Below are 13,000 nucleotides of genomic sequence, written 5' to 3' on the forward strand. Positions count from 1 at the left end.
CCTTGGCGCAGAGACGAGAGCAGACATGCCCGAGATGAAGCACATCGAGGTCCGCGGGGCCCGCGAACACAACCTCAAGAGCGTGGACGTGGATATTCCCCGCGACCAGCTGGTCGTGATCACAGGGCTTTCGGGGTCGGGAAAGTCCAGCCTGGCCTTCGACACGATCTATGCCGAAGGGCAACGCCGCTACGTCGAAAGCCTGTCGGCCTATGCGCGCCAATTCCTCGACATGATGGAAAAGCCGGACGTCGACTACATCTCGGGTCTCTCCCCGGCGATCTCGATCGAGCAGAAGACGACGTCGAAGAACCCTCGCTCGACCGTCGGCACCGTGACCGAGATCTACGACTATCTCCGGCTGCTCTTTGCCCGCGTCGGCACGCCCTATTCTCCTGCCACCGGCCTGCCCATCGAGGCGCAGCAGGTGCAGGACATGGTCGATGCCGTGATGAAGATGGAGGAAGGCACCCGCGGCTACCTTCTCGCGCCGATGATCCGTGACCGGAAGGGCGAGTACCGCAAGGAATTCCTCGAACTCCGGAAGCAGGGCTTCCAGAGGGTAAAGGTGGACGGCACCTTCTACGAACTCGACGAACCGCCGACCCTCGACAAGAAGTATCGCCACGACATCGACGTGGTGGTCGACCGGATCGTGGTCCGGGAGGGGATGGAGACTCGTCTGGCGGACTCGTTCCGCACCGCACTGGATCTGGCCGACGGCATCGCCGTTCTGGAAACGGCCCCGCGTGAGGGAGAGGGAGAGGCGGAGCGCATTACGTTCTCCGAAAACTTCGCCTGCCCGGTGTCCGGCTTCACCATTCCCGAGATCGAGCCACGCCTGTTCTCGTTCAACGCGCCCTTCGGTGCGTGCCCGGCCTGCGACGGCCTCGGCGTCGAGCTGTTTTTCGACGAACGGCTCGTGGTGCCGGACCAGAACCTGACTATAAGAAACGGCGCCATCGCACCTTGGAGAAAGGGAAAATCACCATACTTCACGCAAACGATCAACGCCATCGCGAAGCACTATGAGTTCGACGCCAACACCAAGTGGGTGGATCTGCCGGACTTCGTCAAACAAGTGTTCCTGTTCGGTTCGGGCGAGGAAGAAATCCCGTTTCGCTATGACGAGGGCGGCCGGGTCTATAACGTGACCCGCGTGTTCGAAGGCGTGATCCCGAACATGGAGCGCCGCTACCGCGAGACGGATTCCAGCTGGGTCCGCGAGGAATTCGAGCGGTACCAGAACAACAAGCCGTGCTCGGTCTGCAACGGCTTCCGCCTGCGCGAAGAGGCACTGGCCGTGAAGATCGGCGACCAGCATATCGGTCAGGTCGTGGAGGCCTCCATCAAGCAGGCGTACGACTGGTGCGCGGGCGTGCCCGAAAGTCTGACCCAACAGAAGAACGAGATCGCCCGCGCGATCCTGAAGGAGATCCGCGAGCGCTTGGGCTTCCTGAACAACGTGGGTCTCGAGTACCTGACGCTCTCACGTGCGGCCGGAACCCTGTCCGGTGGCGAAAGCCAGCGGATCCGTCTGGCGTCGCAGATCGGGTCGGGCCTGACCGGCGTGCTCTATGTGCTCGACGAGCCGTCCATCGGTCTGCACCAGCGCGACAACGATCGACTGTTGGGGACGCTCAAGAACCTTCGGGATCAGGGCAACACGGTGATCGTGGTCGAGCACGACGAGGAAGCCATCCGAGAGGCCGACTACGTCTTCGACATCGGCCCCGGCGCGGGCGTGCACGGCGGCAAGGTCGTCTCTCATGGCACTCCCGGCGAGGTCGCCGCCGACGAGAACAGCCTCACCGGCCAATACCTTGCCGGGACACGGGAAATCGCCGTGCCGACCAAACGGCGCAAGGGCTACAAGAAGAAGCTCAAGGTGGTCAACGCCACCGGGAACAACCTCAAGGGCGTCACGGCCGAATTTCCCTTGGGCAAGTTTGTCTGCGTGACCGGCGTGTCGGGCGGCGGCAAGTCGACCCTGACCATCGAGACGCTCTACAAGACGGCCGCCACACGGCTGAACGGCGCGCGAGAGACCCCTGCGCCCTGCGAGACGATCAAGGGGTTCGAGCACCTCGACAAGGTCATCGATATCGATCAGCGCCCCATCGGGCGAACTCCGCGCTCGAATCCAGCGACTTACACGGGGGCCTTCACGCCGATCCGCGACTGGTTCGCCGGTCTGCCGGAGGCCAAGGCGCGGGGATACAAGCCAGGACGCTTCAGCTTCAACGTGAAGGGCGGCCGGTGCGAGGCCTGCCAGGGCGACGGCCTCATCAAGATCGAGATGCACTTCCTGCCCGACGTCTACGTCACGTGCGAGACCTGCAACGGCGCCCGCTACAACCGCGAAACGCTGGAGATCAAGTTCAAGGGCAAGAGTATCGCCGATGTCCTTGAAATGACGGTTGAAGACGCGCAGGAGTTCTTCGCTGCCGTGCCGTCGATCCGCGAGAAGATGGATGCGCTCGTGCAGGTGGGACTGGGCTACATCAAGGTCGGTCAGCAGGCGACGACCCTCTCGGGCGGCGAGGCTCAGCGGGTGAAGCTGTCCAAGGAACTCGCCAAGCGGTCCACGGGACGAACCCTGTATATCCTCGACGAGCCGACGACCGGCCTTCACTTCGAGGACGTGAGGAAGCTGCTCGAAGTCCTTCATTCCCTTGTGGATGCCGGCAACACGGTGGTGGTCATCGAGCACAATCTCGACGTCATCAAGACGGCCGACTGGATCGTCGATATCGGCCCCGAGGGCGGCAATGGCGGCGGCGAGATCGTGGCTGCCGGCACGCCCGAGGACGTGTCCCAAGAGGAGCGGTCGCACACCGGACGTTACCTCAAGGCCATGCTGGACCCGCGGAAGCTGGCAGCGGAGTGATGCGTCTTACGGCGTTCTAAAGGTCGCGGACGTATCACCGCCGTCATGACGAAGATGGCGGGCTCAGCGATATGGCGGATCGTGATGAAGGTCGTGGCGACCCTTGACCTCTCCACTCTGTCGGAAAGCGCCGCGCGATCAGTCGGGCGAGGGCGTCGAGGTGTTGAGATCGGGAACCAGCCGTCCGTGCCGGCGGGTCTCCGCGAGAAGCGCGCCGAACGTGGAGATGCCGCGGCCCTCGAGCATCGACAGCATCCGGGCCAGCGACCGCGCGGTCAGGATCGCGTCGCCGGTGGCCGAATGGCGGCGGATGTCGGTCTCGTCCACGCCGAGACGCGCCGCGATCGCGTCGAGCCGGTGATCCGCGGTCGTGCCGAACAGGATCGCCGAAAGCAAAACGGTGTCGAGGATCGGTTGCGTCCACTCCACACCCATCGCCGCGGCGTGCTTGCGCAGAAAGGCCATGTCGAATGGCGCGTTGTGCGCCACGATCACCGAACCCGCGGCGAAAGCGTGAAACGCGCGGCCCGCTTCGGCGATGCCCGGCGCTCCGGACACGTCGCGATCGCAGATGCCATGCACCCGGCGGGCGGCCTCGGGGATCGGTCGGCCGGGATTGACGAAGGTCTCGAACCGCTCGCCCGCGACGGGCTTGCCGTCCATCACCCGCACAGCGCCGATCTCCACGACCTCGTCGCGATGCGGCAAGAGACCTGTCGTTTCGGTGTCGAATACGCAGTATGTCAGCGCCCGCAGCGGAGCGTCCGGGCCCGGAGCCACGTCCGGCCGCGCGGGCAAGGCGAAATCGTAGACCACGCCCGTCTCCATGCGCTCGCCCCCCGTCTCGGTGGCGGGCGGATCGAGGACAAGAAGGTAGCCGCCATCTGCCATGGGGCGCGCGCGCACCGAAAGCCGTTCGTTGTCCGCATCGCCCCGCAGCGTAGCCCCGGCGCCCAGGCCGGTGGACTGCACCCGGCGACGCAGCGCGGCCAGTTCGCCCGCATCGAAATAGTCCGCCATCGGGGCGCCGAGGCGCGGCGGCGCACGTCGAGACAGAAGTTTTGCAGCCTGCCCATCGTAGAGGACAATGCGGTCGCCGGAGTCGACGAGGATCGTTGCCACCGGGATCTCGGTCAGAAGCGCGGTCAGCCGCGTCCGGTCCTCGGCCAGGCGCCGGGTTTCGGCGGCGACGGTCTCGGCTGTGCGCACGGCGGTATCGCCAAGCGCACGCGCCACCGCATCCGCAGCCGGGCCGAGATCGCCCAGGTGGCGTGCGTCCGTAGCCGAACCGGCAGAGGACGCGCCGCCGCCATGTGCACGCACCCTCAGGTCGTCGGCAATGCGTTCGACCGGCAGAGCAACGTTCTGATCGAAGAGCCACCAGAACAGCGCCGACAGGAACAGCAGTCCGAAACCGCCCGTGACGAAGGCCAGCACGAAGCCACCGGCGTCCTGCTGCGCGCCGAGCGCAAGCGCTCCGCCGAACAGCGCAAGCGCACTTGCCGCGAAGGCCGCGAAGAAGAGGAGGACCCGAAGGCGAAGCGAGCGGCGCATGAGGCTCAGGCCTCCGCGCAGACCGAGGATACGATCGGATCGTCTGGCCCCACGTCGCGCCAGACCGGATTGCCACCGTCGCCACCGGCCGGATCCGCGCGGCGACCCGTGGTGCAATCGACGGCGACCTGCACCGCCTGCACCGGCCGCCAGCGGCCGAAGAAGTAGAGGTCGGCGAGGAACAGCCCCTCTTGTGAGTTGGTGCGTAGGGTTCCTTTATCGACCGCGACGAAGCGCTCGGTCATCGGCACGGCGTAGGTCCAGGGGCGGTACCAGTTGGACGCGGCGACGCGGTCAGCCACAACCATGTCCTCGGGCAGCGCGGCGCGGGTGCGCGCGTACCATCCGTACTCCATCGCGATCGCTGCGATCATCATCGAGGCGCCGGCCCCCAGCGGGACCACCCAGCGCGGCAGCCTGCCGCGTGAAAGGTTCGTCACCAGAAGCATCAGCCCCGCGCCCGCCACGCCTGCGAAGATGACCGCGAACAGCTCGAATATCATTGTGGTCCCGTGCCTCCCCGCACTCAGCCCAGCATGCCGCGGCCATGACCGACCGCCGACTGCATTCCCTTGACCACCACGAAGGCGTCCCGCAGGTGCGCGCGATCAAAGTCCGACAGCTCGGCCGGCGCAAGGTAATTGTCGGGTGCCTCGCCATGACGAATGCGCCGGACCTGGTGGGCCAGCCGGGCCTCGGCGATGACGTCGTATGCGTCTATCAAGTCGCGGCCGCCGCGGTCCGACACAGTGCCCGTGGCGCGCGCGGCCGTCAGCCGGGCGCGCGTGTTGACCGGTTCGATCCGCCCGCGCAGCGCGTAGACCCGCGCGAGGTCGGTGACCGGCACCACGCCGGAATGCTTGAGGTCCAGCGTGTTCTTGTGCTCGCCGGACCGGATCAGGGCCAGCCCGCGAACAAGTCCCAGAGGCGGGGTGTGCGTCAGCGAATTCGCGATCATGTGCGACACGAAGATCGAGTTCCGCGAAGCCGCCTCGAGGGTTTCGGCCTGAAGGCTCTCGAACAGGGTACGGTCGCCGCCGATGGGCCGCAGGTCGAACATCACCGAGGCCAGCATCCGCGCCTCGGGCGAGGGGGTGGCGATCCACCCCATGAAATCAGAGCGCCACTTGGACTGCCGCTGCCGCCAACGCGGGTTCGAGGCCATCATGTCACCCGGGCAGTAGACGTAGCCGCAGCGGTCGAGGCCGTCGCAGACGCGCTGCGCCAGGGCGGCGAACCAGTGCATGTCGTCCTCGGTGGCCGCGTCGTCGATGACCAGGCAGTTGTCCTGGTCGCTGACGCCGGTCTGTTCCTGCCGGCCCTGGCTGCCGCAGGCGAGCCAGAGATAGGGGACGGGCGGCGATCCCAGCTCGGCCTCCGCGAGCGAGATCAACCGACGGGTCGCGGCGTCGGCCACGTCGGTGACAAGACGTGTCGTCACCTCGTGGCGCGTGCCCGCGCCCACGAGCTGGCGCAGGAGCAGGGGGATCCGCGCGGTGATCCGCGCCATTGCCTCTGCGTCCGGCGCATGGGCGACCTCTCCGACGAGATCGGCGGCGGTCGACGCCCGGTAGCGGGTCAGATCGGTCTGCGTGACCATGCCCACGAGCCGCGCGCCGTCACAGATCGGGACATGGCCGATCCCGTGCTCCATCATCGTGTGCAGAACGTCGGACCCGAGCGCGGCGGGCTCCAGCGTGATCGGGTGGGGGGTCATCACCGTCCGGATCGGGGTGTCGCCCGGCAGCCCCTCGGCCAGCACCTTGCCCGAAAGATCGCGCAGGGTGACGATCCCGGCGAGGCGATCGCCCTCGGTCACGCAAAGGCTCGATATCCCGGCGGCGCGCATTCGTTTCGCAGCTTCCTGCGCGGGGGTGTCCGGGGGAACCACGTGGGGCGCAGGCGCCATGATCTCGGCCACGCGGCTGGTGGCAAGATCGGCGCCTTCGGTCCGGCGCGGGCGTGCCCGGTCGAAGAAGCGGCGGACGGCCGGTTCCGCGGCGAGAAGCGCGTGCCAGGCGTCGGGCGGCAGCACCAGCAGGTGCGTGGGTTCGGTGGTGTCGGCGGTGGTGGCGGCCAACCCGTCGCGGGCCAGTCCGCGCTCGCCGAAGGAATTGCGAGGACCGAGCAGCGAGACCTGTTCGCCGTGGGCATCCCGCACCTCGATCCCGCCGGAGACGACGATGAACAGCCCGTCGAGGCGGTCACCGAAGGTGTAGACCCGGGCGCCCGCCGGCAGCTCTCGCTGAATCATGCGGGCGGCGAGGTCGGCGCGCGCGGCCTGCGCCAGGGAGGCGTAGGGATCCTGCTGGGAGAGAAACTCCGCGAGCTCGGAGTGCGACAGGGGCATCGGGCATCTCCGCGTCGGTCGTGGCGTCCGTCCACGCCTGGGGCGCGCGGACGGAACCGGATGTAAAATGACCGGGGCACGCGGGCCGCCCCGGTCGGTCGTGGTCAGTGCGACTGGGCCGAGCCTGCGCCGCGCGGCACGCGGACGCTTTCGACGAGGTCCTTGATGTCCGCCGGCACCGGCTTGGTCATCGACGACACGGTGTAGGCCACCGCGAAGTTGATCGCCGCACCCACCGCGCCGAACGAGGTCGACTTGATGGTGCCGAGCAGCGGATCCGCGTCGGTGAAGCTGTTGGTGTCGGGGATGAAGAACCAGCCCTTGTGCAGGAAGATGTAGACCAGCGTCACGAGCAGGCCCGCCAGCATCCCCGCGACCGCGCCCCGGTTGTTGATGGTGGTCGAGAAGATTCCCATCATCAGCGCCGGGAAGATCGACGCCGCCGCGAGGCCGAAGGCCAGAGCCACGGTCTGTGCCGCGAAGCCCGGGGGGTTGAGGCCCAGCCAGGTGGCCACGGCAATCGCCACCGCCATCGCGATCCGGGCGCTCAGAAGCTCGGCCTTCTCGGAGATGCCGGGATTGATCTGACCCTTGATGAGGTCGTGACTGACCGCCGACGAGATCGCCAGCAACAGGCCCGCCGCCGTCGAGAGCGCGGCTGCGATGCCACCCGCGGCGACAAGGCCGATGACCCATCCCGGCAGGTTGGCGATCTCGGGGTTGGCGAGAACGAGGATGTCGTTGTTGAAGTTGGTCAGCTCGTTGCCTTCCCAACCGGCTTCCTCGGCCCGCGCCTGCATGTCGGCGTCGCCGTCGTTGTAGTACTGGATCCGTCCGTCGCCGTTCTTGTCTTCCCAGCCAAGGAGTCCGGTCTGTTGCCAGACGGGCATCCAGTCGTAGGCCGGGTCGCTCTCGATGGTCTCGATCGCCACGGCCTCGCCGTCAGTGCCGTTGGGCCACATCAGCTCGGTGATGTTGAGACGGGCCATCGCGCCGACCGCCGGGGCGGTGAGGTAGAGAAGCGCGATGAAGACGAGCGCCCAGCCTGCCGACCAGCGTGCATCGCTGACGCGGGGGACGGTGAAGAAGCGCATGATGACGTGCGGCAGACCCGCCGTGCCGATCATCAGCGACAGCGTGAACAGCAGCATGTTGAACGTGTCGCCGTTGTGCGCGGTGTACTCGTTGAAGCCGAGATCGGTCACCACCTGGTCGAGACGCTGCAGGAGCGGTTCGCCCGAGGCCTGGTGCTCTCCGAAGAGGCCGAGCGCCGGGATCGGGGTGCCGGTCAGCTGAAGCGCGATGAACACCGCCGGGATCGTGTAGGCGAAGATCAGCACGACGTACTGCGCCACCTGCGTGTAGGTCACGCCCTTCATGCCGCCGAACACCGCGTAGGCGAAGACGACGACGGCGCCGAGCAGAAGACCGGTGGTGCTGTCGACCTCGAGGAAGCGGCCGAAGGCCACACCCACGCCGGTCATCTGGCCGATCACGTATGTGAGCGACGCGACGATCAGGCAGATCACGGCCACGAGGCGCGCGGTCTTCGAGTAGAAGCGGTCGCCGATGAACTCGGACACCGTATACTTGCCGAACTTGCGCAGGTAGGGCGCGAGCAGCAGTGCCAGCAGCACGTAGCCGCCGGTCCAGCCCATCAGGTAGGTGGAGTTGTCATAGCCGGTGAAGGCGATGAGGCCGGCCATCGAGATGAACGAGGCCGCGGACATCCAGTCCGCAGCGGTCGCCATGCCGTTGGTGACCGGGTGCACGCCGCGGCCCGCGGCGTAGAAGTCCGACGTGGAGCCGGCGCGCGCCCAGATGGCGATGCCGATGTAGAGCGCGAAGCTCAGGCCCACGAAGACGATGTTGATGACGGTCTGATCCATGGCGATTACTCCTCGTCCACGCCGAACTGCCGGTCGAGCCGGTTCATCCGCCACGCGTAAAAGAAGATCAGCGCGAGGAAGACGAGGATCGAGCCCTGCTGGGCGAACCAGAACCCGATGTCTGTTCCGCCGACCTGGATGCCCGAAAGCATCGGGCGCAGCAGGATGCCGAAGCCGAAGCTGACCAACGCCCAGATGACGAGGCAGCCAATGATAAGACGGACGTTGGCCTTCCAGTAGGCCACCCCGTCGGACGTCACGCGTTGTGACGTCGTATGCGTGTGTTCCGCCATTTCCGCGGGTCCTCCTCCTTGGTGTGGGGCGCGGGTGGGACCGTCCCCCCGGTCCGCGCCTTCCGTCCCGACCGGCCGCGCTAGCGGCGGCTGGGGTCTCCTCCTGCCCCGGCTCGCCTTTCGCGGGCGCGCATGTGGGGCGCCGCAACCTTACCTCATAGTGAAAATATTGGAATAAGCGCCTTCGGTAGCACGAACTTTCTGTAAATCTCTTTCCCCTTGCGCGAGGCGTCTGTAAATATCGTTACCTCGATGTAAATCATGCGCCTTGCCGGTCAGAAGAGGCGAGCGCCGATCCGTGGTCGCTTGGGTCGAGTGGCGGAACGGCAAGGCGAGAGAGCGTTCACCGGCAGGATCAGACACCAGACATTCAAAGGCGAATCTGGCTGTTTCCCATCTGCGGCGTGACGCCGTTCTTCATCGCCGCTGCGCTGACCTTGGCTGTCTCGGGGATGGTGCTTTGTCTCACACCTCCGGCCTTCAACGCGGCGCGCCGCCGGGGAGAGAACCGGCGGCGCGGAGCCCGTAGGGCAGGGAGGGGAAGGGACGCTGACGTCGGTTCCTGAAACGAAAGTGGCGAGCCGCACCGCGACCCGCCATTCTTAACTTCTTAGGAACGCTCTTAGTTTTTGTAAGCGTTCAGGCCCGAAGCGTCTCGGTGGACGAGAAGAACATCGCCTGGCTGATCGCCGAGCGCACCTGCTCCTCGGAGTAGGGCTTGGAGATCAGGAAGGCCGGTTCCGGTTTGTCGCCGGTCAGCAGGCGCTCGGGGAAGGCGGTGATGAAGATCACCGGACGTTCGCCCAGATCGCGCAGAATGTCGTTCACCGCGTCCACGCCCGACGAATTGTCGGCAAGCTGGATGTCGGCCAGGATCAGGTCCGGCGTTTCCTGCCCCGAAAGCTTCACTGCACCGTCTCGGGTGCGCGCGACGCCGGTGACCCGGTGGCCGAGGTCGGCGACGATGCTTTCGAGATCCATGGCGATGATCGCCTCGTCCTCGATGATGAGCACCCGGCCCGACATGCCGTCGGCCATCTCACGCCGCGCGGTCTCGATCAGGGTGTCGGCCTCTTCCTGACCAATCTGCATGATCTCGGCCACTTCGGACGTGGTGAACTCCTCGATCGTGTGCAGCAGAAGCGCCTCGCGGCTGTTGGTGGTCAGCTTGTTGAGGTGACGCTGCGCTGCCGCCCGCGGGCCGGTATCCTCTTCGGTCACGGGTGCGCCGGTCGTGACCCAGATGCCATGGAACACCTGAAAAAGTCCGGTCTTGCCGGAACTCGCTTCCGTCACCATCGTTCGATCGGCAAGAACAGCTTCGAGAGTTGCGGCCGCGTACTGGTCGCCGGTGGTCTGGGCGCCGGTCAGGGCGCGTGCATACCGACGGAGATACGGAAGGGCGGCTCCGATTTCGCTGCTCAGATCTGCCTGTGTCATATCCTAGTCCCTTAAAAACTTTCTTGGGAACCGAACGCGCTCTGTCGATGTTTGTTCCCGAGTTACATGTGAGTATATGCGGCCGGTTTGCGTAAGGACGATGATGGCTGACAGCAGAAACAACACGAAGCAGGCGCAAGTGATCGATGAGAACTTGAAGCGTGTTTATCAAGACATGCTGAACGAAGACGTTCCAGACCGTTTTCTCGACCTTCTGTCCCAGTTGAAGGCACAGGACTCCGACGAAGGAGACGAGGGTGAGACGGCCGGCGCCGTGCGCCGGGGTGAGGGAGCATAATGAGCGGTGAGCCACGTGACGAAATCGTCCAGCACCTTCCCGCGATGCGAGCCTTCGCGCTCAGCCTGACACGGAACTCCGCACTGGCCGACGACATGGTCCAAGACAGCTTGGTCAAGGCCTGGACAAAGATTCATACATTCGAGCCCGGCACCAACATGCGCGCCTGGCTGTTCACGATCTTGCGTAACACGTACTATTCGAACCGCCGCAAGGCCGGTCGCGAGGTATCGGATGCCGATGGTCTCATGACCGAGGGGCTGTCCGAAAAGCCCGCGCATGATGGCCGATTGCAGCTCGCCGATTTCCGCAGGGCCTTCGCACAGCTCAACGACGAGCAGCGCGAAGCGCTGGTTCTCGTTGGCGCATCGGGCTTTTCCTACGAGGAGGCAGCCGGAATGTGCGGCGTTGCCGTGGGAACGATCAAGAGCCGCACCAACCGCGCCCGCGCCCGGCTGGCGGCTTTGATGCAGATGACCGAGGACGAGGCGCTGGAGATGACCGACAGCGCAACGATGGCGGTCGTCTCCGGAAACCGTTCGACCGCCGCGAGGTAAGCCATGATCGGCGCGCCGGGTCCTCGTCCGGTTCCGAGTGGTCTCGGGGCCCGGATCATCGGGTTCCTGACTGTCGCTCTCGTTCCGCTCGGCCTCGTGGCCTACTGGCAGACCGCGCAGCTCGAATCCGAGACGCGCGCACGATCGCAGCTCAGCGTGACCGGAGTGACCGAGAACTCCGCCTCCCTCGAGAGGCGGAGCATTCTGCGTGCGCTCGGCGCGGCGCAGGCGATCGGCTCCACCGGCAGCATCGTCGCGGCGGACGTCGAAACCTGCAATCGCTACCTCATGGACTTCCGGGAATCGAGCGCGACCTACACCTACGTGGGCGTGCTCATGCAGTCCGGCGCCGTCAAATGCGGATCGAGCCGACAGAGCGCGCGGGTCGAGGATTTCCCCGCGCTGCTCGAGGCCATCAAGCATCCCCGCCCGTCGGTGATCCGCGTCGACAATCCGTCCATCAGCCCCGAGCCCGTGCTGGTCGTGTCCGAACCGTTTCAGGTGAACGGTGTGCACCAGGGCCACGTGGCCATCTCGATTCCGGTCAGGCACGTGCGGCCCGAGAACCGGCCGCCCTCCGAGTTCACCGACCTCATCACGTTCAACCGGATGGGTCAGATCCTGACCACCGAGAACGGTTACGAGCAGGCCCTGCGACACCTGCCGATAGATGCCGGGCTCGACGACCTGTCCGGCGCCGCCGAACACAGCTTTCTCGCGATGAGCGCGGACGGCGAAGAGCGTATCTTCGCGCTGGCTCCCATCGTGCCCGATCTGGTCTGGGCTCTGTCGGCCTGGCCCGAGGACAGCTCGGCCGCCACCACGCTCGGGACATCCGGGTTCACCCGCTCGCTGCCGCTGGTAATGTGGGCCGCAAGCATCATCGTCGCCTATCTCGCCGTGAACAGGCTGGTGATCCGCCACATCCGCACCCTGCGCCACCAGATGCGCAGCTTCGCCCGCGACCGCCGCGTGCCGGCTCAGAGCGCATCCGGGGACATGGCGCTCGAGTTGCGGGACATGGAAAACGATTTCCTGCGGATGGCCGACTCGATCATGCAGGACGAGGCCCAGCTCGAGAATGCGCTGCGCGAGAAGACCATCCTGCTGAAGGAAGTCCACCACCGGGTGAAGAACAACCTTCAGCTCATCTCGTCGATCATGAACATGCAAATCCGGCAAAGCGCCAACGCCGAGACGAAGGTTGTGCTGCAACGCCTGCAGGAGCGGATCCGCGGCCTCGCCACGATCCACCGCAACCTCTACCAGACGGGCGACCTGGGCCACGTCAACGCGGCCGACCTCCTCGGTGATCTGATCGGGCAAATGTCGATCGTCTCGGGCAAGTCCTCGACCCCGATCGAGGTGACCAAGAGCCTCGAGCCGATAGAAGTCTATCCCGATCAGGCGATGCCGATCTCGCTGCTGACCGCCGAAGCGCTGACCAATGCGGGCAAATACATGGGGCCCGACCCTGATGGCGTCTGCCGGCTGCACATCGCTCTCCATCACGAGGACGATCAGGCCGTGATCCTGGAGATATCGAATTCTACCGGCGAGAGCCCGATCTTCGAGGACGCGACGCGCAGCGGGTTGGGCAACCGGCTGATTCAGGCGTTCTCGACGCAGCTCGGCGGCACGCTCCACCAGGGCGCGGAAGGGGATCGCTACAAGGTCACGGTCCTGTTCCACCTCTCCGATTTCAAACCCGAAGTGGTGGATTACTGAG

The 13,000-nt window shown here is 65.7% G+C and carries 10 protein-coding genes; 4 read left to right on the forward strand and 6 right to left on the reverse strand.

The annotated features are described in order from the left end of the window. Positions 1-25 precede the first annotated feature (25 nt). A complete protein-coding gene (gene uvrA / locus BMX29_RS11510) occupies positions 26-2,890 on the forward strand; it encodes an excinuclease ABC subunit UvrA (protein WP_092812975.1) in 2,865 nt (954 codons plus the stop codon). Positions 2,891-3,028: 138 nt separating this feature from the next. Here the strand turns inward: uvrA and BMX29_RS11515 are convergent, their stop codons facing one another. The 6 genes from BMX29_RS11515 to BMX29_RS11540 all read right to left on the reverse strand — a co-directional run bounded on the left by BMX29_RS11515 (position 3,029) and on the right by BMX29_RS11540 (position 10,416). Next, positions 3,029-4,444, reverse strand: a complete 1,416-nt coding sequence (locus tag BMX29_RS11515; protein ID WP_092812978.1) for a 3'-5' exonuclease — start codon at positions 4,442-4,444, stop codon at positions 3,029-3,031. 5 nt (positions 4,445-4,449) lie between these two features. Further along, positions 4,450-4,947 carry a hypothetical protein gene (locus BMX29_RS11520; RefSeq protein ID WP_092812981.1) on the reverse strand — a complete coding sequence of 166 codons (498 nt, stop codon included), beginning with the start codon at positions 4,945-4,947 and terminating at the stop codon, positions 4,450-4,452. Positions 4,948-4,970: 23 nt separating this feature from the next. Continuing rightward, the gene (locus BMX29_RS11525; RefSeq protein ID WP_092812984.1) at positions 4,971-6,794 is read right to left on the reverse strand and encodes a DUF294 nucleotidyltransferase-like domain-containing protein; all 1,824 of its coding nucleotides are present in this window, start codon (positions 6,792-6,794) and stop codon (positions 4,971-4,973) included. Positions 6,795-6,898: 104 nt separating this feature from the next. Beyond that, positions 6,899-8,683, reverse strand: coding sequence for a sodium:solute symporter family protein (locus BMX29_RS11530; protein ID WP_092812987.1), 1,785 nt, complete (start codon positions 8,681-8,683; stop codon positions 6,899-6,901). Between the two features lie 5 nt (positions 8,684-8,688). After that, complete coding sequence (locus BMX29_RS11535) at positions 8,689-8,976, reverse strand: DUF4212 domain-containing protein (RefSeq protein WP_043841310.1); 288 nt, start codon at positions 8,974-8,976, stop codon at positions 8,689-8,691. 639 nt (positions 8,977-9,615) lie between these two features. After that, a complete protein-coding gene (locus tag BMX29_RS11540) occupies positions 9,616-10,416 on the reverse strand; it encodes a response regulator (RefSeq protein ID WP_043841309.1) in 801 nt (266 codons plus the stop codon). A 103-nt stretch (positions 10,417-10,519) separates the two neighbouring features. Here BMX29_RS11540 and BMX29_RS11545 point away from each other — a divergent pair, with 103 nt between their 5' ends. The 3 genes from BMX29_RS11545 to BMX29_RS11555 are packed head-to-tail and all read left to right on the forward strand — an operon-like array spanning position 10,520 to position 12,999. Further along, positions 10,520-10,714 carry a NepR family anti-sigma factor gene (locus tag BMX29_RS11545; protein ID WP_092812990.1) on the forward strand — a complete coding sequence of 65 codons (195 nt, stop codon included), beginning with the start codon at positions 10,520-10,522 and terminating at the stop codon, positions 10,712-10,714. Beyond that, positions 10,714-11,271 carry an RNA polymerase sigma factor gene (locus BMX29_RS11550; protein WP_175471180.1) on the forward strand — a complete coding sequence of 186 codons (558 nt, stop codon included), beginning with the start codon at positions 10,714-10,716 and terminating at the stop codon, positions 11,269-11,271. The genes BMX29_RS11545 and BMX29_RS11550 overlap by 1 nt, the downstream gene beginning before the upstream one ends. A gap of 3 nt (positions 11,272-11,274) precedes the next feature. Then, a complete protein-coding gene (locus tag BMX29_RS11555) occupies positions 11,275-12,999 on the forward strand; it encodes a sensor histidine kinase (RefSeq protein ID WP_092812993.1) in 1,725 nt (574 codons plus the stop codon). Position 13,000: the final 1 nt, after the last annotated feature.

Source organism: Roseivivax marinus (assembly GCF_900109705.1).
GTDB classification, from domain to species: Bacteria; Pseudomonadota; Alphaproteobacteria; order Rhodobacterales; family Rhodobacteraceae; genus Roseivivax; species Roseivivax marinus.

Excerpts from the sequence above, each read along its gene's own strand:
- BMX29_RS11555 (WP_092812993.1), top strand. The coding sequence starts at position 11,275 with ATGATCGGCGCGCCGGGTCCTCGTCCGGTTCCGAGTGGTCTCGGGGCC.
- BMX29_RS11515 (WP_092812978.1), bottom strand. The coding sequence starts at position 4,444 with ATGCGCCGCTCGCTTCGCCTTCGGGTCCTCCTCTTCTTCGCGGCCTTC.
- BMX29_RS11545 (WP_092812990.1), top strand. The coding sequence starts at position 10,520 with ATGGCTGACAGCAGAAACAACACGAAGCAGGCGCAAGTGATCGATGAG.
- BMX29_RS11550 (WP_175471180.1), top strand. The coding sequence starts at position 10,714 with ATGAGCGGTGAGCCACGTGACGAAATCGTCCAGCACCTTCCCGCGATG.
- uvrA (WP_092812975.1), top strand. The coding sequence starts at position 26 with ATGCCCGAGATGAAGCACATCGAGGTCCGCGGGGCCCGCGAACACAAC.
- BMX29_RS11520 (WP_092812981.1), bottom strand. The coding sequence starts at position 4,947 with ATGATATTCGAGCTGTTCGCGGTCATCTTCGCAGGCGTGGCGGGCGCG.
- BMX29_RS11525 (WP_092812984.1), bottom strand. The coding sequence starts at position 6,794 with ATGCCCCTGTCGCACTCCGAGCTCGCGGAGTTTCTCTCCCAGCAGGAT.
- BMX29_RS11530 (WP_092812987.1), bottom strand. The coding sequence starts at position 8,683 with ATGGATCAGACCGTCATCAACATCGTCTTCGTGGGCCTGAGCTTCGCG.
- BMX29_RS11535 (WP_043841310.1), bottom strand. The coding sequence starts at position 8,976 with ATGGCGGAACACACGCATACGACGTCACAACGCGTGACGTCCGACGGG.
- BMX29_RS11540 (WP_043841309.1), bottom strand. The coding sequence starts at position 10,416 with ATGACACAGGCAGATCTGAGCAGCGAAATCGGAGCCGCCCTTCCGTAT.